Below are 19,350 nucleotides of genomic sequence, written 5' to 3' on the forward strand. Positions count from 1 at the left end.
AACGAGTGGTAAAAACTTTAACCATGGGCGGGGACGAAGTGGGATACGTAAGCCTGTTCTGGAGTAAACCTACGTTATCGTTGCGATAACGTAGGTTTGTCAGCCTTTAATTAAACCGTGATTCGCTGGCCTCCCAGCTATACGCGCCATTTGCCGTCAACCTATCGCCAAGTTCCTGGTACGCGAAATCATAAAAATCTGCGCTAATCTCGTAACCCGAGTAATCGACGACCGCGAGACCCACGAACGCCCCGGTAAAGAACCCACCATAGCTTTGCAGGACATAATCATCTGAGAGAACAGCGGCATCCAGCTTGACCGGAATCTCCGTGAAAGTGACGCCATCAAAGCTGTATTCATAGGTATAACTTTCCTTGCGCACTTTCGTGCGGAACCAAACATATTCTGTGCCTTCAGGAATTTTGATGGCGTTATCTTTCAGATAAGAGGTATATTTCCCGCGGTTATTTTCACCGATTTCAATCACCGGGCCATTAATTTCATTCCAGGTGATGAAAACGAAACTCCAGTGACGGTCATTATAATAATTGGTCAAGCCTGCCATTTGCTGATAACTAAATGGATTAAATTTGACCTTAACCTGAGCATCAAAATAAAAAGCCTGCCAGCGTCGGGCAATCAGAGAAAGGTCATGGGTGTTCGCTAAAGACCCTTGCCCCGTTAACGTCAGCTTTCCATCGCCTGTGGTACCCATTTTTTCGGTGAACGGGACACGAAGGGTATTCCAGTTAATATCGAGCGTCGCACTGGTGAAATTATCGTGCTGGCTATGGTCTTTCGCGCTCTCGGTATGAATGGCATCGGCTGGCCCTTCGACAAAGGTCTTTCCACCGTGGCCGCCTGCAATACGTGGCCAGCCATCTTCATCCCAGTAGACTTTCTGAATAGAGGTTTCACGGCCCAGCGTTGACCAGCCACGGGGATCGTAGGCGGATTCACCGGGACGATTCCACGGTCGCGCGCAAAGCGAGGCATAATACCATTCACCCCCGGGGGTCGAAACCAACGCACCATGTCCCTGCTTCTGAATATAGCTGTCGGGCGTATCGACGTTCGTTAAGAATACCTCTCCCGGTTCCGTTTCAAAGCTGTTGGCATCTAAGGTTCTGGAGCGCGCCACCACTTCCTGGTGGGTAAACACAGTCCCGCCCTGAGCAGCGAAAAGATAGTAATAGCCGTTCAGTTTATAGAGATGTGGCCCCTCAACAAGTGCAACGGCAGTACCACGATAAACAGTCCGCGCTGTCTCGGGTTTTAATTTTAGTGTTCGGGTGTCCAGCTCAGTTAAGGTAATGCCATCAAAGGGATGATGATACTCCCGGTGGTCCCAGGTTTGTTGTACGAGGTATTTACGCCCATCATCATCATGGAAGAGTGATGCATCAAAACCCACGCCGTTAAGTTTGACAGGATCTGTCCAGGGACCACGAATATCTGTGGCGGTGGTCAGATAATTGGTCATGTCCTTAAAAGCACCTTCTGTAATTTTCACATCCGTATAAACCAGCCAGAATTTGCCGTCAGCGTAAGAGAGCGCCGGTGCCCAAATTCCACCTGACGAAGGATTGCCTCGCATATCTAAAAGCGCGGTAGTTGATAATGGGCTGGGCAGCAGATTCCAGTTTTGCAGGTCTTTGGATTCATGTAAACGAACGCCGGGAAACCACTCAAACGTGGAGTTGGCAATATAGTAGGTATCTCCAACACGGATAATGCTGGGGTCTGGGTTAAAACCAGGCAGTACAGGGTTCTGAATAAGCGACATATCATTCTACCTTTTTAATGTTTTTCTGACTTCAATTTTGCTAAGACTTTAAGATGAATCTAAAACTACACGCGGATCTCATCAAGTTGACGATTAATATCGGTGACATGTTTATCTGAGATAGGATAAATGTGAATAACGATCATCGAGATAAAGGCTAAAACAATGGGGATCCAGACCGCGGTAACAATTATTCCGTCGATAGCGTTCGCACTTTGCTGTGCCCCTGTTTCGTTAAAACCATAAACAGCCAGTAACCACAGTGGAATCGCACCGCCGATAGTAAAACCAATCTTGAAAAAGAGGCCCATGATGGCATTAATGATGGCGGCATTGCGCTTGCCTGATTTTAATTCACCATAAGCAATCACTTCCGGAACCAGCGCCCACATGAATCCGGTCGCCGAGGTTAAGCCCCATTGTTTAATGAAGGTGGCGATGTAAGCCAGCCAGAGTGCATCATGCATACCTTCGCGTGACCAAACGTAAGTCAATAATTCCCCCACAATAAACATGCCCAGGAAGATGTGGAAGAACCCTTTTTTACCAAAGATTTTTTTCAGTTTTGGCCAGAAAATGGGGAACAAAATACCCGGAATTGACGCGACAAGGCCAACGGCACCCATCCATTCGGAATGGCCGACAACATACTGATTGAAAAAGCCATTCACCGTGTTCATGAAGAACATGAATGTAAAGGCCAGCATGAAAAAGAGGCCAAGAATAACCAGTGGGCGGTTATTTTTGAGTTCAAGGAATAAATCTGTAGTTTTGACGTTGGCCGTTTGTTCTGCAGAGGCAACAACACGTTCTTTGGTGAATTTATAGCAAATGAAAAGTGCCACCGCGCCAATGACCATATAGACCGCGTAAACCCCAAACCAGGCGTAATTCGCTGAAGGATCGGTATAATTCCCCATATTCAGCTCAAGCCCAAAGAAACCCGTATCCTTAAGGCTGCGGTCCTTGGGGGAGGCCATCTGGACAAACATGGGGAAGAGGGTATAGACCAGAAGGTTGGCGCTGTTTGCCAGCATCATGCGCGTACTGGTCAGTTTATCAATAGACTCAGGATCACGGGTCAAAGACGCATTCAGTGAACCATAAGGAATGTTCACCACGGAATAAACGAGATCCAGTGCCAGATAAACGATAAAGGCGAAGGGAACGGAACCTCTGACGCCAGGAATAGGCGCAAAAAGTAACGCGGAAAGAATAACGAGCGGAACGCCTGCCCTTAAAATCCAGGGGCGGTACTTGCCCGCCGCTGAACTTCTTTTATCAACATAGGTGCCGACCATCGGATCCCAAAACACATTGATGATGCGGACAAAAAGAAATATGAAACCTGCCGTGGCGGTACCGATGGTATTTACCGTCAACATGTGAAGCGCCAGAAAACCACCAATCGTGCCAAACACCAGGTTTTGCGCAAAATCCCCCATCCCGTAGCCAATGCGCTCCCCGCGAGATAATTTATGATATTCATCATGCCGGCTTTGCATTATCGTTTTACTCATTCTAATCCGATCTCCGATTTGTTTTATGAATGTTAGGCTCTTTCTGACACAGGTAGCCCGGGAGAATCCATTACGTTTTTAAATTAAGTAATTATGTTTTTTTACTTCTGTGATCGTCGAGCACAGGTTTATTTAAAACCTTTAAATAGTTCAGGTGCAGGGTTATCAATGTGGTGGAAATATAAGGGTATTTTTGCGACACGGTTCACGTTTGAGGATTATCTTACTCCAATAGTGAAATAACGTAATTGAGCTACCGGCGAGGAAAATAGAGGGTATGTCTCAGCCGATTATTGGCCGCTTCCTGAGCGCGCCTGCGCTATTGAATTTAACATCAATAATGCTGAGAAGGAGATAGCCTTACGATAATAGTGTGTACCTCTGGCCCTATAAAAAATAAAAATCAACCTGTTCTGATGACAGCGACATATTCTGTCAATGCGGAACGGGGTGGTTATTGTCTGAATAAAATTTAACTATATTGAGATAACCATGAATATGATTAAAAAACTTCCATTAACAATGGCGGTTATCGCCGCGCTTTGCCCGGTTTCTGTCCTCGCCCAGGAATTCACGCAGGAGCAAATCGACGCCATTGTGGCCAAAGCGGTGGACAAAGCCCTGGCCGAGCGCCAGGCAAAAATGGATGCCGCGGTGGCGAAAAAGGCCGACGTGGTGACCGAGCCGCAGAGCGCCGCCCAGTCCCCGGATATGGCCATCCCGTTCGGCATTAAATTTACCGGCTATGCCCGCTACGGCGCGCACTTCCAGGCTGCCGACCAGAAATACGTCGCGGTGGACGGCTCCTACAACGGCGCCTCGGCCATTGGCCGTCTGGGGAACGAAGGCAACGGCGGCGAGTTCCAGCTCTCGAAAGCCTTTAAGGGCGAAAACGGCGCCATCTGGGACGTCAACGTGATGATTGACCACTGGGGCGACGAGGTGAACCTGAAAAAAGCCTACGCCGGGGTGACCAACATTCTGGCATCCAACCCGAACGCCTATATCTGGGCCGGGCGTGACTTCCACCAGCGTCCGCAGCAGGGCATCAACGACTACTTCTGGATGAACCACGACGGCCAGGGTGCCGGGGTGAAGAACTTCGACATCGGCGGGGTGCAGTTTGACATGGCCACCGTGGCGGCAGTGGAATCCTGCAGCCCGGAAGTGATGGACGACGAAGCTAACCCGTCGCGCATCACCTGTACCGGCGGCTCCGGCACCGGGGACAAAGGCAACTACGCGGCCACCTCCAAAATTCACGGCATGAAGCTCGGCCCGATCGACCTGGAGCTGTACGCCAACTACGGCTTTGACTCGAAAGCCATCGACACCGAAGAGCGGACCAACGCCTGGCAGGGTGGCGTGGTCCTGAGCCACACCAGTGACAGCGGCGTGAACAAGGTGATCGCCCGTTACTCTGATAACTCAGATAACAGCGTGTACAACAAAACCGAGGATCTGACCACGGTCTACGCCAGCTTCGAAGGGCTGTACAAGTTTACCCAGGCGACCCAGGTGGAGTACCTGCTGGCCTTCCACGACTATGATAACAGCCGGGACAATACCGACAACCGTAAAAACTACAACGCCATCGTGCGTCCGATGCACTGGTGGAACGACGTTCACTCCACCTGGCTGGAAGCGGGCTGGCAGCATGTTGATTACGACAACGGCGGGGATAACAAGGGCTGGAAGCTGACCCTGTCGCAGAACATGTCCATTGCCATGGGGCCGGAGTTCCGTCCGATGCTGCGCTTCTACGTCACCGGCGGCAAGGTGGATAACGAGCGCACCGCCCGCGTGAACAACACCCGGGATGAAACGCTGGACGACTTCAACGTCGGCGCGATGTGGGAAGCCTGGTTCTAGGCAAGGTAAAAGCAAAACGGCAACGCTTCAAAGACTCCTGCATTCGGGGTGTTAGCCAGTAAAGAAACTTATGGACACACCGGATGGACAGGAACGCTGACGGCTATCGATGCTGTTAATCACATGGCTAACGTTATTCCCGGCAACAGACCGTATTCCCCGGTAGTTGACCTGAAATCAATCCAACTGTGTTTATCAGTGGACTATTACCCGTAGCCACATACGGCTGGATTGTTGATCAGGTATACGGGGCATTGAAGTAAAATAGATAAGGGACTCGTGAGAGTCCCTTTTTTATGCTACTGCTGTTCCATTCCAGGTGTCATTAAATATTATATTCCCATCACAATATTTCCATTCGATAGATTCATAACGGATTTCAACTTCCTCCATATGCTTACTTGCAACTCCCAGAGGAAATAAAACTGGAGAGATTCTTGTTATTTTTACATTTTTCAGTGTAATATTAAAATATTCTAGCTCTATACCTGCTTCATTGATTCTATACATTTTTATTATAGCTTCTTTAAATATTCTGCCAGTGCATACACCTCTGAATAAATATGGCGTGATGCGATCAATTTCTTTTTCAAATGTGATAGGAAGATGAAGACGTGTTCCAGTTAGCTTCCCTGTATTATGATCTGTAGGAATCCAAACAGAATGATTGAACGATTTAAGCTCAGTTGAACCCAATCGTGTTGGCATTAAACATTCACCAATTACAGGTGAGTTATTTTCATCGGTAAGCCAAATATGTGCTGGTATTGTCATTTTTTTATCCTTTGTCTTTGAAACGGAAAGCAATTACGAATATGATTATAAGGATGCCTAAGATTATTTCCCCTGCTACTTTTGAATCATCTATATTGGATGCTACTATTCCAGCAAAAAAAGCAGCAGATATAAATACGCTATACCAATAAATATCATTCAAACAATCCTCTATAAAACTATTGAAGAATTGCTTTAAAAATTTCTTGATTGGCCCAAACATAATCACATTATTCTCTTTAAAGCTTTAGTAATTTCATTGTCAGTTGCTGTGCTTACATTTAAATATCCAGCCTTCATAATAATTGGCTCAATAAGGAAATACATCATTTCAAGTTTTTCCATATAAAGGGCGTGATAAAATTGTGGCATAAAACTTTTTAATCTATTTGCACTTTCAGAAGCTTTGTGAACAATCCCATATACATTTAATGCTGTAATGGGAATGCCAGCCCGCCCACCTAATTTCTTCACAAAAGCAGCCTCTACTGATACGCTCATTTTATTTCCATAACAAATGTAAGATACAACGGAATAAACTAAGGCGCCTTTTGAAACATTTTTCATGGCAATGTTTTTTGTGACAGGGGTTAATTTTTCAAGAAGTGTTTTTTTCTCTGTTTCATTTTTGCTTTTGAGAATGGTTTCTATATAAAGCGTAATCATTCTGAAAATCAAATCACGGTGTTTTATTAGTTGGCTTAATCCCAAAACAAATCTAACATCTTCATTTCTTAATCTTACGCATACATCATGATAATTTTTAGTGAAACATGAGGTGTAATATAAAAGGCGCGTGGCGGCATCACCAAGATTATCCACATAATCCACAAAACCATCTTTTACACCAGCCATGGCCTTATCTAATCTCACGGCTAATTCTTTGTCGGTTCCTATTTTTCTAATAATATCTTCACTGTAATACATAATATGTTCCTGTGATTTAATACTTTGATCATCTTATACGTTTCGCTTTGTTCAAAGTGATCATACTCTCAATTCTTGTAAATAGTAAAAAAAAGCCACCTTCATATTATCCAGATAGATAGGTGGCTTTAAATAATTAAGCTGGTGAATGTAATGTGTGGTTAATTGTTGTTCATTGTTTTTTGAGCTTATTTTCCCATTTCAAACGCGCTTCCAGTTTTTCCTGTTTATAATCATATTTATCATAATGAACCGATGATACGTCATGTAAATCATGATGCTGAATTTATTAACTAATTTCTTTTGTGATTTTCAATTGTTCGCCCAATATTTAAAAAAGGTGCGGAAATGATCTCTCGGAATAAATAAATCAACACTCTTTCTCCCACAAAAGCGTTTAATATTATCCGTCAGGAAATCGCTATTCATAAATTTTGTAGGGGCAACGGACTCTTCATCCGGTTTTCCAGAAGCAATAAAATCGGTTTTGTGTGCCTCAAACCGTTCTGCAAGCGTACCGCTTGTTTTAGTAACTTTGATCACACCCGAGCATGAAGAAAGGTTTTCGAACGTCTCAAGTGCGCTACTGATAGACATTGCCAGGTATTCACCTGGCGTCAGAAATGTTGCTATTTTCCCTACAAAATGGCGATAGAGGAATGTTTTACATCCATATAGATAGACGCGCACCCGACCCGTCCTGTGCCTCGTTCGCCGCTTGCATGATAAGCTATATAAGCGGCGGCTTTAGGGGAAAGGTTCTCTGGTGCTTTCGTAGTAAGGTTGATTTGCTTTATTCATATCCTTTGCATAATAAGTGCAGATTTATTCGCAGTTAAAGTTCAAAACGAGTTAAAAAAAACGGTTTCTTAAACTTTAACGTAATGAGCAAAACTTACTCATGCAACGGCTAAAAATGAATTAAATTAACGTTCTCTAACTTTAATTATCTCGCTCTTTGTTCAATTGTTTTGACATGCTTCCCCGTGGGAGAGGGCCGGGGGGAGGGCATCAGGCTGCACCGTACCCGGCAGGGCCCGTCGTTCCCCGTTTCACCAGCGTCGCCCTGAAAACCCGGCTGGCCGGTTTTTCGGCATCCGCGGCTAGCAACATCTCACAGGCGGCCTCCGCCATCTCTGCCAGCGGCTGAGCGAAGGTGGTCAGCTGATACCCCAGCCAGCTTGCCTGGTCGATATCATCAAAACCAATAACGCGGATGTCCTCTGGAATGCGCAGGCCAAACTCGTGGCGTGCGGCATCGATAAAGCCGCAGGCGATGAGGTCCGTGACGCAAAAGACGCCGTCCGGCGGCGATGGCAGGTTGAGCAACTCACGAGCCGCGAGGACGCCGGTCTGGTAGCTGGCGCTGCCGGGGCGGATAAGCGTGACCCCGGCGCTCGCTTCGGCCGCGGCCGTCAGAAAGCGTGTTTCACGGGTAATCATGCTTGGGGAGCGGGCGGAGGAGGAGACAATAGCCAGACGGCGGCATTGTGCAGCCATCAGGTGGTCCAGGGCTTCCTTCATCGTCGAACTGTAGTCGATATCAATATTGTCCGCGCTGGGGAACTGCCCCATGCGGTTGATCGCTATTACCTGCTGTCCACTCTGCAGGCAGAGTTCAATCAGGGACGCGGGCGGTTTGCCCGACAGCACGATGGTGGCCGTTGAGCGGTAATTCAGCGTTTGTTGCAATGCCTCTCTGGCACTCGCTTCGTCGTCATCGGTATTGATCACCATCACCGCGCGTCCGGCATGGTGCAGGCGGCGGGTCAGGTGGTCAAGCAGGCTGGCCTGCCAGGGGAACGACAGATTGCCGCCCAGAATACAGACCGGGCGGCTCTCCTCCCGGGAAAGCCCCCGCGCCAGATGGTTAACGTGGTAATTCAGCGCTTCGGCAGCGGCCAGCACCTTGCGTCGGGTATCCTCAGAGACGCTGCGGCCCGGCGTAAAGGTCCGCGACACCGCGGAACGGGAGACCCCCGCCAGGCGCGCCACCTCGGTGGCGCTGGCGAAGCCAGGGTTTTTCCTCAGGCTGTTATTGCTCATGACGCTGTTCCACTCCGGCGATGGCCCGTTCGCGGATAATGGCATGTTCGGCCAGGCGGATCAGCGACGGCTTCGGCGTTTCATACCACTCGTCCGGGTGGAGCTGGCGTCGGTCGCGGATCAGATCGATGGCGGACTCCAGGGTCGGGAAGCGCGCCGGGCACTCCAGATGCATAAACAGCGCGACCAGGGCGACGGAACGACTCCGCCCACCGCGACAGTTGACGAGAATATTGCCGCGCTTACGGTTTCGGTAAGAGGCTTTATCCGGGATCTGCTGCAATAGGGCCGAACGCATCAGCTGATAACCGGCGTGCAGCATTTCAGGGGCATTGCCTTCGCCATCCACCAGCCCCAGCTTGTAATAGCGGACCGGGCCTGAACCATGATTAAGCAGATGAACAGGCGCGCTGGCTTCCGGGTGCGACACCCAGTCGATATCAAGATTCACCGCGCAGTTAATCACGATCCCGATATCATGTTCCGCCAGCAGGGCCGCATCGCTCACTCCGCTGGAACCGCCGATATAAATATCCACCTCCCAGCCGGAAAAATTCTCGGCGATCAGGCTGATGGGCGGACGGGGGAAATGACCAGCCCTTGGCTTCGCCTCAGCGTCGATCGTCAGGGGAATACCCGCCGCTGCCGCCAGTTCAGCCGCAATACCGGGGGCGGCGGCCAGGACCGGCAGTCCGCTGAATATCCCTTCGGCACTTTCAGGAACCACGCCCGTCAGGCCGCCTGCTTCCCGCACCAGCAACAGCCCCGCCAGGCAATCCCAGGCGTTCATATGAATTTCGAGATACCCGTCGGTACGGCCTTCCGCCACCCAGGCCAGCGCCAGCGCCCCGGAACCGCCCCGGCGCACGCTGGTGCCCAGATTGAGCAATGAGGCCTGCACCTTCAGGTAGTGATTCTGGCTGTGACGGGAAGACCAGCCCAGCTCAACGGCGGCTCGCTGCGGGTCGGTAATGGCGGTACAGCGCAACGGCTGACCGTTTTTCAGGGCGTAATGGCCGCGACGGGCCAGATACAACTCCTGGCTGACCGGGTTGTAAATCGCCCCCAGCTCGGTCACGCCCTGGCGAACCCACGCCATGCAGACGCAAAAATGGGGGATACCGCGAGCGAAGTTGGCGGTACCGTCGATGGGATCCACCACCCACAGGCTCTCCGCGCTGGCAGGCTGGCTGGCGGACTCTTCACCGAGGATCAGATCGTTCGGGAATGCCCCGGAAAGGGCGGTCAGAACCTGTTTTTCAACGAAGGTATCGGCCTCGGTCAGGATATCCTGATGGCCCTTCAGCGCATACTCGCCGGGTTTGCGCGACTGGAAGAAACGCAGGGCGGTCTCTCCGGCGTCAACGATAATGCGCCTCAGCGCAGCTTCCCGCAGTTCAATGTCATGAGTAGTCAAAGTGTGCTGCCTGTTCAGAAAGAAAATGTACGCTGAAAACTACTTCTTGTAGTTCAGGCTCCAGATGTCCTGCCAGTCCTGGCGGCTTTCCCAGTCGTTCTGGGCGGTAGCGGTCAGGTATTCCATCAGCTCGCCGCGATGCTTTGCAATGCCGGAGGCTTCATCGGCGGGAAGGTTCACCTTCTGGTTGGTGGACATTTTGCCGTCCACGCCCTGAGGGGCGATGCCTTCGGCGGTCAGCAGATAATAGGTAAAGAGCTTCGCGGTGTTCGGGCTTTTACTGCCGGTCGCCACCACGCCGAGGCTCGGGTAGTTCCAGCCGATAAACGGCTTCAGGCCGCTGCACAGACCCAGCTTCATCCCCTGCTTGTTGTCGCGGAATTTGGCGGTGGACACCAGGCCAACAAAGTCGGTTTTGCCGTCCGGCGCGCCGATGGCGGATGCCGCGTCGTTATCGGAATGGGTGAGCAACACGCCGTTGCCCGCCAGCGCCTTCACAAAAGCTGCCGTGGCAGACTTCTCATCGGTTTGCAGCGGCTTGCCAAATTGCTGCTCATAGGCATCGCGAACCTGCTGGTCATAGTGGGTTTCCATCTGGCTGAACCAGTCGGTGTAAGCCGGTTTGCTGGTGGGGTCCTGCATCGCGACGCGGCCCCGCCATTTTGGCTCGGTCAACTGCCAGAGATTGGTCACCGGGCAGGTGGCGTGATGATCGGTATTATAGGCAAACACGTTCGGGGCCAGCACGACGGTCAGCGGGTCCTGATAGCGGGCGGGAATGTCGCCTTTCAGATCGTCCGGCACCCAGCTCTGGACATAGCCTTTTTTGAGTAGCTGCGTCATTCCGGCAGGGGCGTCCTCAACGATGGCGACATCGGCGCGGACGTTTTTGGCCTGCGCTTCCCGGCTCATGATTTCAATGATCTGCGGCGCATCGGCCTTCACGCCTACGGCCTGCAAGCCGTACTGCTCGCTAAAGGCTTTGGCCTGCTGCACGATTTTACCGGTCGAGGCGTAAACGGTAATCGGCTGCTCCTGTTTCGCGGCGGCGATCAGCTTTTGCAGATCGGCGGTTTCAGCCTGAGCGACAGCGCTGCTCAGCAGGGCGCTGGTGATAAGGACGGCGGACAACTTGCGCTTCATGTGTGTTCCTTAAGAGTCAATGGAGGTTAATTCGCGGTCACGTCGTGACGCAGTCCGTTGCGGTTAAAAAAGTGCAGGGACGAGGTCGGGAGCTGGCAATGCACCTGCTGACGGGCCTGCCAGCGCGGCCGCAGCTGCGTGGAGTGGAACAGCCGGTCTTCGCCCGCCACCAGCTCAATCACCCAGCTGCCGCCGGTGGGCATAATGTTATCGATGGTCATGGGAACGGCGTTGCTACACGACTCGGCACTCAGCACGATCTCCTCCGGGCGGATGCCGCAGAGCTGGGTCTGCTCGTGCAGGGTAAAGCGCCGCTGCAGATGCTGTGCCAGCTCGCTACAGGGCTGGTGAAGCGGGATCATGTTCAGGCGCGGGGTGCCAATAAACTCCGCGACAAAGCGGTTGGCCGGGGTGGCGTAAATCTCATCCGGGGTACCCACCTGCTGCATCTGCCCGGCGCTCATCACCGCAATGGTGGTGGCAAGGGTCATCGCTTCCCACTGATCGTGGCTGACAAAGACGATGGTGGTGCCGAAGGTTTCATGCAGGCGGCGCAGCTCGGCGCGCATCTCCAGACGCAGCGTGGCGTCGAGGTTCGAGAGCGGCTCGTCCAGCAGCAGTACGCCAGGATTTACCGCCAGCATGCGGGCCAGGGCCACACGCTGCTGCTGACCGCCGGAGAGCTGCGCCGGATAGCGCCTGGCGTAATCGGCAATACGCAGTTTTTCCATCACGTCCTGACAGCGGGCGATACGCGCTTTGGTGGGCACTTTCTGTAACCGCAGGCCGAAATCGACGTTCTGCTCGACGGTCATATGCGGCCAGAGCGCGTAACTCTGAAAGACCAGTCCGATGCCGCGTTTTTCCGGCGGCACGTATGTGCCCCGGGCGATGGAGTCGACAACGTTATCGCCGATGCTAATCTCCCCGCCGCTGGCGTGCTCAATGCCGGCAATCATCCGCAGGATGGTGGTCTTGCCGCAGCCGGATGGCCCCAGCAGGCACATAAATTCGCCATCTTTCACCGTCAGGTTGATATTGTTGACCGCCGGGGCATCGCTGCCCGGATAGGTTTTGCTGAGATTCGTTAAGTGGATAGTGGGCATCTTATTTCTCCAGACCATCAGCCAGACCAGTCCCAGTGATCTTCTGGATCATCACCGTGCCAGCCCATGAAATGAGGGCAATCATCAGCACCACGGCGTTAGCCGCCTGCTGGTAGTTGTAGTCAATCAGGCGCAGGGACCAGGTGGTCAGCACGTCCGTCGCCGGGGTGGCGAGAATGACGAACAGGCTGACCCCTTTAATCCCTGAGATAAACGGCAGCAGGATCCCGGTCGCCAGCGGCGCGGCCTGAATCGGGATGACGATACGGCGCAGGCGGGCGAACCAGCCGGCACCGGCAATCCGTGCCGCTTCCTCGGCCTCTTTCCCAAGCTGGGTCATCGCCGCGATGCCGGAGCGGCTGGCATACGGCATTTTTTCGGCAATCAGCGCGAGGATCAGGATCAACGGGGTGCCATACAGCGCCGGAACCGGCCCGCGGGCCACGGCAAACAGCGATAAAAAGGCGGCGGCGAAGGCAATACCCGGCACCAGATAAGGCAGGAAGGTCAGCTGACGCAGGACGGCGGCGACCCAGCGGAAGTGGCAGCGCAGCACCGCGTAGCCCACCAGCAGGCCCAGCACGCCGCAGGCGAGGGACGCCGAGCCAACGATGACCAGGGTGTTCCACACCGTGTGCCAGAATTCGGCGCTCAGCAGGATCCCGTTGTGCAGGGCCACGGTGTCGAGGTTATGACCAATCCAGTAATCGAGGGTGAAGTTATCGGCGCTAAAGCGGCCCGGCAGGATCATGACCGTCGACAGGAACAGGGTCAGAAGCGGGATCGCCACCCCCAGCAGGACGAATGCCAGCGGCAGGGCGGTCGCGACGCTGCGCCAGCGTCCCAGGCTATGGCGGCGTTCCATCACGCCTTTGCCGCCCAGGGTCACGAAGCGTTTCGCCTCACGCAGCATTTTCATATCCAGCAGCAGGGTCAGCATGCCCATCAGCATGATCACCGCCGCAATCACCGCCGCCACGCCGGACTGGCGCGTGCCGATGGCCCGGTACAGCCCGGTAGAAAGCGTATCGAAATGCACCGGCAGGCCGAGAATATAGGGCAGGGCGAACTCGCCGATACAGTCAGCAAAAATCAGCAGGGCGGCGGAGAGCAGCGCCGGGCGGACCAGTGGGATGATAATTTTAAAGGCGATAACCCGGCGGGATGCGCCGAGGACCTGAGCGCACTCTTCCATCTGGCTGTCCATGCGCTTCAGGGCATTGCCGACAATCAGGATCACCAGCGGGGCGTAATGCAACACCATAATGGTCACAATCGGGAAGTAGCCGTAAGCCATCCAGTTCGGGGTCTGGATCCCCATCGCCTCCAGCCATCCCGGCTGCCCGCCGATGGCGTGGTTCTTGAAAAGGGTGCTCCACGCCAGGGCGAAGGTCCAGGAGGGCAGCATAAAGGGCACGATAAGCAGGGTGGCAAACCACTTGCGGCCGGCGATATCGGTACGATTGACCAGCCACGCCAGCACAATGCCCACTACCAGCGCGATGGCGACGGTGCTCAGCGCCACCGCGAGGGTGTTGAGCAACGGTGTCCAGAGCAGAAGATCGGACATGCGCGAGCTAAGGGTGCGCAGCAGATAATAAGCGGTGAATGTCCCTTCGGTGGCACCGGTGCGGCCTTCATCGCCGCTCTGCACCAGCAGCGCGTTCAGCAGTACGGAAATGACCGGAGCCAGGATTATCCAGCTGAACAGAGCGAGCAGCAGCACGGCCAGAAGGTTGGCCGGCTCATGACTGATAATCGACAGAGTATGGCGGAGCTTTTGCCACGCGCTGTGGCGTGGGTGGATATCAGATTGGTATGACACACGTTGACCCCTGGCTGTGAAAGACAGTCAGGAATATATCGAGGCAATGTTACATTTTTGCTAAAAGTTTGCACATATGTGCAAAAAAGTGCGGGGCGTGTAAAACCGGAACATTATCAAATTCTTCACTTCTCCTCTTTACATAGCGCGCAGAGATGTTTATAGTGCGCCTCACTTTGGAAGCGTGGCCGAGCGGTTGAAGGCACCGGTCTTGAAAACCGGCGACCCGAAAGGGTTCTAGAGTTCGAATCTCTACGCTTCCGCCAAATTTGAAAAACCCTGCGATAGCAATATCGCAGGGTTTTTTGCTTTTGCGGTTTATAGCAGAAATGGGCGTCTATGAAGCATCGTCGTGCAGTCTGTGATTAACTGCCAGTGAGTGAACGTTGAATACCTTTTTCACTGGCCTTGCGAGAAAACACCCTGACGATGCTCAGGTGTACATTTAGCTTATTTTAATGTCATCCAGATTGAGATCTTCCTCTTCATTATCGTTGTTGATAATAACATCGCGAGGAACGTCTTTTTTGATAACGGCATAAACAGTGGCTGTTACAACTATATTGACCAGCAAGGCCATAATACCCGCCACAGGATTCGACATGGTAGGGATCATCAGCACGCCGCCAAAAGGTACTGTCGCATCCGCACCATATACCATGGTGACCGCACCCCCACACGCGCCACCGATGGCCGCCGCAGTGATACCACGAACGATATCATTCATTACTATAGGTATAGAGCCTTCAACAATGTTCACGACCCCCATCGGTACCGCCGATTTCAACATCTCGATCTCTTCGTTATTGTAGATATTCTTGCGAATAAGTTTGGCGATAAAAAATGCAAGCCCTAAACCGATAGGAGTTGCCGTGTTAACGAGCTGAAGGGCAGTAATAGGCTCATTGATACCCTGCGCCTGAAGCGTTAAAACAAATGCGAAGCAGGTTTTATTGATCGGCCCGCCAAAGTCAATAATACATAACGCCCCAATAACCGCCCCTAAGAGTAAATTAGATGAGGTCCCCATACTTCTCAGGAAGGAGGTGAGTGCATCGGTAAAAATACCAATAGGCGTACCGATGATATACACCATGATCAGGGCACTGATAATGGAGGCAAAAAATGGCACAATCAATGTCGGCATTAACCCCCTGGCCCACGCCGGGACGTTAACATTTTTTATAATTGCCAGAGCAATATAGCCGGAGATATAACCCCCAATCATGCCGCCGATGAAACCGGCACCAATGGTGTTAGCCGCCAGACCGACAACAAAACCCGGTGCAATGCCGGGCTTGCCCGCGATCGAGCCGGAAATACCGATGGCAATCACGACGGGTAAAAGTCCGAGTGCTTTGGCCCCCAGGGTGGCTAAGGCCTGCCACAGATCAAACTGGCCCGGCACCAATGCGTCCTGAACCGTACCCCCAAGACCCATACCGATAGCAATAATAAATCCAGCAGCACAGACAATGGGAATCAAGTATGAGATAGCCGTCAGCAAATGTCCTTTAGGATTTGCTGCTTTCCATATTTCTTTTATATTCATACATTATGTCCTTTCTTTCAGACAGGATACGCACAGGTAAAAATTATGAATTAACTAATTCAGTAAGTTTTTCAATAAGCTTATTCGGCGACTTAACGGCCATTTCTGTGGGGACTTTAACGACTTTCTTTCCGGCAAAACGTTCTTCACCAGACACTTTCACATCGGCGGCTAACAGGACGATATCGGCCTGGGCAATCTCCTCGGCGGTTAATGCGTTCTCGATACCAATAGTGCCTTGCGTTTCAATTTTGACATTGTGTCCGGCTTTTTTTGCTGCAATTTCAATTTTCTTTTGCGCGATATAGGTATGGGCAATGCCAACAGTACAAGCTGTAATTCCGACAATATTCATAACGGTTCTCCAGGAGTGACTTTATTGCCATGCTATGGCAGAGGTGATAATGACGTTAAGCGTTAGCGCTTTCGTTTTCAGCGTTCAACAGATCGATGATTTTCTGGGGATCATTTTCTTGCAGTAATTTTTCTATTATCTCCTCATCGGCCAGAGAGCCTGAGACCTGGGATAAAAGTCGGATGTGCGTTGCATTTTGATCCACCAGACAGACCGCAAATAAGATAATGCAGCGGACATCGCTACCATCCATCGTTTCCCAGGGAATTTCATATTGGGTTCGTCCCATCGCCAGGGCAGTACGGGCAACGCCTGAAGATTTACCATGCGGGATGGCAATATGATTTTCGAAACCCGTGGACCCTTGCTCCTCGCGTAGCCAGACATCCTTCAGAAAATCTTCTTTATTAATGACAGCCCCATCCTGCACCAATAAATTAGTTAATTCTTCAATGGCTTCTTCTTTACTTTTAGCCATCATGTTTAATTTGATGTTCTTTACATTAAGTACATTCGAAATATCCATAATTATCCTTCGTTAATATAAATTTATGCCTGGGCAGCCGGGTTAACGGCGCCAGCTAAAAGTAGGGGCAAAGCAATACCTGCCGTGGGGCAAGGTGTTAAAGGAAACGCCAGAAATAACAGGGTTACAGCACCCTCAACCGTATCAATCAAGGGCGAGGACAAAGAGCCAGACCGGTTACATAGACTCTTTGCCCTGCGCGATGGCTCAATACGGCTGAGTGCGCTGCAATTTTCAGGCAGCGACTTCGCGCTGGTAAATATCGACCATTTTATCCCAGGCCTCGCTGACATTATCCGCCAGAGAGAACAGGCCCGAGGTTCCTACAATAAAGACGTCCACGCCGGACCGGGAGATGACATTGAAGGTTTTCTCGTTGCAGGAGCCGTCAATCTCGGTCAGGTAGTGGTAACCATTCTCCTCGCGCATCGCAATCAGTTGCTTGATTTTATTAAGTGATTCTGGAATAAATTTCTGCCCCGCATAGCCTGGATCCACCGACATCACGGTCACTTTATCCAGCAGGTGGGCGTACTCTTTAATTGCATCCGCCGGGGTAGCCGGGTTTAACACCACGCCACAACGACGGCCCGCATCTTTAATCTGGTTCAGCAGACGGAAGATTTTGTTATTCGCTGTCTCCGGGTGGAAGCTGATAATATCGGCCCCTGCATCAATGCACATGGGAATAATATCTTCCGGGTGATTCACCATCAGATGTACATCAATAGGGACATCGGTAATTTTCTTCAGGTTTTCGATAAAGAACGGTGACAGCGTAATGTTCTTCACGTAGCTACCGTCCATAATATCGACGTGATAAAAATCAGCCCGGCTGTTCATGGCCGTAATTTGTTCTCTGAACTGCGTTAAATCCATGCACATTAACGAGGGCGAAAATTTAGCCGCCATACTTCACCTCCAGCAGAATTAATTAGTTAAACAGTGAAACGACATGCCCGAGAATGATGCCCACAACGCCGAAGTCCGCATCGCCAAAGGTCGTGGATGCAAAACCAAGGTCGCCCATGAGAGGCAGCAAAATCGCAGGCAAAAATGAGATCAGCAGACCGTGAGCGAAAGCACCCACCACCGCGCCGCGACGACCGCCGCAGATGTTGCCGTAAACGCCCGCCGTCGCGCCGCAGAAGAAGTGCGGCACCAGGCCGGGAACGATGACGCTTAAACCAAACAGTGGGCACAGGAACATACTCACCAGACCGGCGGCGAAGCTTGACAGAAATCCGACGATCACCGCGTTCGGGGCAAACGGAAAGACGGTAGGGCAGTCGAGGGCCGGTTTAGCGTCTTTTACCAGCTTGTCGGCGATGCCTTTAAAGGCCGGAACAATTTCGGCAATAATCATGCGAACACCCGCAAGGATGATCCACACGCCTGCCGCGAAGGTCAGAGACTGGATAATGGCGAAGATAATAAAGTTCTGACCGCCGCTGATGCTGGACTCAACAAAGGTTTTGCCTGCAACCAGCACCAGAATCACGAACAGGATCATCATCGTCAGTGAGATGGCGACCGAGGAGTCACGCAGGAAGTTCAGGGATTTCGGGACCTTCAGCTCTTCAATCGACGGGCTGCCTTTACCGATCGCTTTCCCCACCAGCGCCGACAGCAGATAGCCGGTTGAACCAAAGTGCCCCAGCGCCAGGTCATCAGTGCCTGTTATTTTGCGTGTGAACGGCTGCAGAATGGCCGGCGAGACCACCATCATGATGCCGAGGATCACCGCCCCCACCAGTACCACCCAGAACGGCGACAGACCGCCAACGGAGAGGATCACCGCCAGCATCGCCGACATATAGAGCGTGTGGTGCCCCGTCAGGAAGATGTATTTCAGCGGTGTGATACGGGCAAGGACAATGTTAAACAGCATCCCCAGCACCATAATCATTGCCGTGGCGGTGCCGTAGTTTTTCTGCGCCAGCGCCGCCATCGCGTCGGTATTGGGTACGACCCCCTGAATATGGAATGAATGCTCAAACAGCTGGCTAAAGGTTGTTAACGTCGTCGCGACGATCGCCGCCCCGGATGTTAATATCACAAAACCCATAATGGTTTTGAGGGTTCCGGAAATAACCTCAGAAAACGCTTTTTTCTGTAATAATAAGCCAATCAGGGAAAACAGGCCGACCAGTATGGCGGGTGTACCCAACACATCATGAATAATAAACTGCAGCATAGAATGACTCCGTAAGGCCGCAAATAATTAATCAGAGATTTTCCGAGAGAATTTCTTTGATTTTATTGTTATCCAGCAGGTTAGATAAACCAAATACCTGGGCAGAATGGCCGGACAGATGTTCCGCAATATCCCGGGCGCTAAGAATAATATCGGCAGTTTCGCTTTTTGCCGATGTCAGATCGGTATGGGAAACTTCTGCTTCTTTATTCAGCTCTTTAATGATTTTTTTCACGTTCATTTCAACGATAAAACTACTGCCTAACCCGTTACCACACACAATCAGAACCTTTTTCATCTTTAC

Annotated in this window: 17 protein-coding genes, 1 tRNA gene and 1 pseudogene; 3 read left to right on the top strand and 16 right to left on the bottom strand. The window is 51.6% G+C overall.

Annotated elements, in window-relative coordinates; genetic code table 11:
* Window positions 1–106: 106 nt before the first annotated feature.
* Window positions 107–1,786 (bottom strand): glycoside hydrolase family 43 protein, encoded by a 1,680-nt coding sequence (locus tag ACF8PE_RS08205; protein ID WP_117385670.1) that lies wholly within the window; start codon window positions 1,784–1,786, stop codon window positions 107–109.
* Window positions 1,787–1,851: 65 nt separating this feature from the next.
* A complete protein-coding gene (locus ACF8PE_RS08210; protein ID WP_163604458.1) occupies window positions 1,852–3,291 on the bottom strand; it encodes an MFS transporter in 1,440 nt (479 codons plus the stop codon).
* A gap of 507 nt (window positions 3,292–3,798) precedes the next feature.
* Here ACF8PE_RS08210 and ACF8PE_RS08215 point away from each other — a divergent pair.
* The gene (locus ACF8PE_RS08215) at window positions 3,799–5,178 is read left to right on the top strand and encodes a carbohydrate porin (protein WP_392494758.1); all 1,380 of its coding nucleotides are present in this window, start codon (window positions 3,799–3,801) and stop codon (window positions 5,176–5,178) included.
* A 15-nt stretch (window positions 5,179–5,193) separates the two neighbouring features.
* Window positions 5,194–5,441, top strand: a pseudogene (locus ACF8PE_RS08220) (penicillin binding protein PBP4B); the annotation flags it as partial.
* Between the two features lie 31 nt (window positions 5,442–5,472).
* Here ACF8PE_RS08220 and ACF8PE_RS08225 read toward each other — a convergent pair.
* The 8 genes from ACF8PE_RS08225 to ACF8PE_RS08260 form a co-directional block, all read right to left on the bottom strand.
* Window positions 5,473–5,952 (bottom strand): type VI secretion system tube protein Hcp, encoded by a 480-nt coding sequence (locus ACF8PE_RS08225; protein ID WP_150870433.1) that lies wholly within the window; start codon window positions 5,950–5,952, stop codon window positions 5,473–5,475.
* A 225-nt stretch (window positions 5,953–6,177) separates the two neighbouring features.
* The gene (locus tag ACF8PE_RS08230; protein WP_392494759.1) at window positions 6,178–6,879 is read right to left on the bottom strand and encodes a hypothetical protein; all 702 of its coding nucleotides are present in this window, start codon (window positions 6,877–6,879) and stop codon (window positions 6,178–6,180) included.
* Window positions 6,880–7,191: 312 nt separating this feature from the next.
* Window positions 7,192–7,569 (bottom strand): hypothetical protein, encoded by a 378-nt coding sequence (locus ACF8PE_RS08235; protein ID WP_392494760.1) that lies wholly within the window; start codon window positions 7,567–7,569, stop codon window positions 7,192–7,194.
* A 321-nt stretch (window positions 7,570–7,890) separates the two neighbouring features.
* Window positions 7,891–8,925, bottom strand: a complete 1,035-nt coding sequence (locus ACF8PE_RS08240) for a LacI family DNA-binding transcriptional regulator (protein ID WP_150870439.1) — start codon at window positions 8,923–8,925, stop codon at window positions 7,891–7,893.
* A complete protein-coding gene (locus ACF8PE_RS08245) occupies window positions 8,915–10,342 on the bottom strand; it encodes an inositol monophosphatase family protein (protein WP_392494761.1) in 1,428 nt (475 codons plus the stop codon). Before ACF8PE_RS08245 ends, ACF8PE_RS08240 begins: the two co-directional genes overlap by 11 nt.
* Window positions 10,343–10,381: 39 nt before the next feature.
* On the bottom strand, window positions 10,382–11,485 hold the full coding sequence (locus ACF8PE_RS08250; protein ID WP_103793008.1) for an ABC transporter substrate-binding protein: 1,104 nt from the start codon (window positions 11,483–11,485) through the stop codon (window positions 10,382–10,384).
* A 26-nt stretch (window positions 11,486–11,511) separates the two neighbouring features.
* On the bottom strand, window positions 11,512–12,591 hold the full coding sequence (locus ACF8PE_RS08255) for an ABC transporter ATP-binding protein (protein ID WP_059308329.1): 1,080 nt from the start codon (window positions 12,589–12,591) through the stop codon (window positions 11,512–11,514).
* 1 nt (window position 12,592) lies between these two features.
* Window positions 12,593–14,416 (bottom strand): iron ABC transporter permease, encoded by a 1,824-nt coding sequence (locus tag ACF8PE_RS08260; protein WP_148568922.1) that lies wholly within the window; start codon window positions 14,414–14,416, stop codon window positions 12,593–12,595.
* A gap of 178 nt (window positions 14,417–14,594) precedes the next feature.
* Between ACF8PE_RS08260 and ACF8PE_RS08265 the strand changes: the two genes are divergently transcribed.
* Window positions 14,595–14,682 (top strand) — tRNA-Ser (locus ACF8PE_RS08265).
* A gap of 179 nt (window positions 14,683–14,861) precedes the next feature.
* Here ACF8PE_RS08265 and ACF8PE_RS08270 read toward each other — a convergent pair.
* The 6 genes from ACF8PE_RS08270 to ACF8PE_RS08295 form a co-directional block, all read right to left on the bottom strand.
* Complete coding sequence (locus tag ACF8PE_RS08270; RefSeq protein ID WP_392494762.1) at window positions 14,862–15,968, bottom strand: PTS fructose transporter subunit IIC; 1,107 nt, start codon at window positions 15,966–15,968, stop codon at window positions 14,862–14,864.
* A 43-nt stretch (window positions 15,969–16,011) separates the two neighbouring features.
* Window positions 16,012–16,323: a PTS fructose transporter subunit IIB gene (locus ACF8PE_RS08275; protein WP_077227643.1), complete on the bottom strand. Its 312-nt coding sequence runs from the start codon at window positions 16,321–16,323 to the stop codon at window positions 16,012–16,014.
* Window positions 16,324–16,378: 55 nt separating this feature from the next.
* Complete coding sequence (locus ACF8PE_RS08280) at window positions 16,379–16,849, bottom strand: PTS sugar transporter subunit IIA (RefSeq protein WP_163604466.1); 471 nt, start codon at window positions 16,847–16,849, stop codon at window positions 16,379–16,381.
* Between the two features lie 234 nt (window positions 16,850–17,083).
* Window positions 17,084–17,761, bottom strand: a complete 678-nt coding sequence (gene alsE / locus ACF8PE_RS08285) for a D-allulose 6-phosphate 3-epimerase (protein WP_032617434.1) — start codon at window positions 17,759–17,761, stop codon at window positions 17,084–17,086.
* A 22-nt stretch (window positions 17,762–17,783) separates the two neighbouring features.
* A complete protein-coding gene (locus ACF8PE_RS08290) occupies window positions 17,784–19,046 on the bottom strand; it encodes a PTS ascorbate transporter subunit IIC (protein WP_032617436.1) in 1,263 nt (420 codons plus the stop codon).
* Between the two features lie 31 nt (window positions 19,047–19,077).
* Window positions 19,078–19,344: a PTS sugar transporter subunit IIB gene (locus tag ACF8PE_RS08295; protein WP_032617437.1), complete on the bottom strand. Its 267-nt coding sequence runs from the start codon at window positions 19,342–19,344 to the stop codon at window positions 19,078–19,080.
* Between the last annotated feature and the right edge of the window lie 6 nt (window positions 19,345–19,350).

The sequence above is a fragment of the Leclercia sp. GLN_9 genome, assembly GCF_043105735.1.
Lineage (GTDB): Bacteria > Pseudomonadota > Gammaproteobacteria > Enterobacterales > Enterobacteriaceae > Enterobacter > Enterobacter adecarboxylatus.

What these genes read in the sequence shown, in the direction of transcription:
- ACF8PE_RS08205 (WP_117385670.1), bottom strand. Translation starts at nt 1,786, where the DNA reads ATGTCGCTTATTCAGAACCCTGTACTGCCTGGTTTTAACCCAGACCCC.
- ACF8PE_RS08230 (WP_392494759.1), bottom strand. Translation starts at nt 6,879, where the DNA reads ATGTATTACAGTGAAGATATTATTAGAAAAATAGGAACCGACAAAGAA.
- ACF8PE_RS08270 (WP_392494762.1), bottom strand. Translation starts at nt 15,968, where the DNA reads ATGAATATAAAAGAAATATGGAAAGCAGCAAATCCTAAAGGACATTTG.
- ACF8PE_RS08255 (WP_059308329.1), bottom strand. Translation starts at nt 12,591, where the DNA reads ATGCCCACTATCCACTTAACGAATCTCAGCAAAACCTATCCGGGCAGC.
- ACF8PE_RS08225 (WP_150870433.1), bottom strand. Translation starts at nt 5,952, where the DNA reads ATGACAATACCAGCACATATTTGGCTTACCGATGAAAATAACTCACCT.
- ACF8PE_RS08280 (WP_163604466.1), bottom strand. Translation starts at nt 16,849, where the DNA reads ATGGATATTTCGAATGTACTTAATGTAAAGAACATCAAATTAAACATG.
- ACF8PE_RS08275 (WP_077227643.1), bottom strand. Translation starts at nt 16,323, where the DNA reads ATGAATATTGTCGGAATTACAGCTTGTACTGTTGGCATTGCCCATACC.
- ACF8PE_RS08215 (WP_392494758.1), top strand. Translation starts at nt 3,799, where the DNA reads ATGAATATGATTAAAAAACTTCCATTAACAATGGCGGTTATCGCCGCG.
- ACF8PE_RS08210 (WP_163604458.1), bottom strand. Translation starts at nt 3,291, where the DNA reads ATGCAAAGCCGGCATGATGAATATCATAAATTATCTCGCGGGGAGCGC.
- ACF8PE_RS08240 (WP_150870439.1), bottom strand. Translation starts at nt 8,925, where the DNA reads ATGAGCAATAACAGCCTGAGGAAAAACCCTGGCTTCGCCAGCGCCACC.
- ACF8PE_RS08295 (WP_032617437.1), bottom strand. Translation starts at nt 19,344, where the DNA reads ATGAAAAAGGTTCTGATTGTGTGTGGTAACGGGTTAGGCAGTAGTTTT.
- ACF8PE_RS08290 (WP_032617436.1), bottom strand. Translation starts at nt 19,046, where the DNA reads ATGCTGCAGTTTATTATTCATGATGTGTTGGGTACACCCGCCATACTG.
- ACF8PE_RS08250 (WP_103793008.1), bottom strand. Translation starts at nt 11,485, where the DNA reads ATGAAGCGCAAGTTGTCCGCCGTCCTTATCACCAGCGCCCTGCTGAGC.
- alsE (WP_032617434.1), bottom strand. Translation starts at nt 17,761, where the DNA reads ATGGCGGCTAAATTTTCGCCCTCGTTAATGTGCATGGATTTAACGCAG.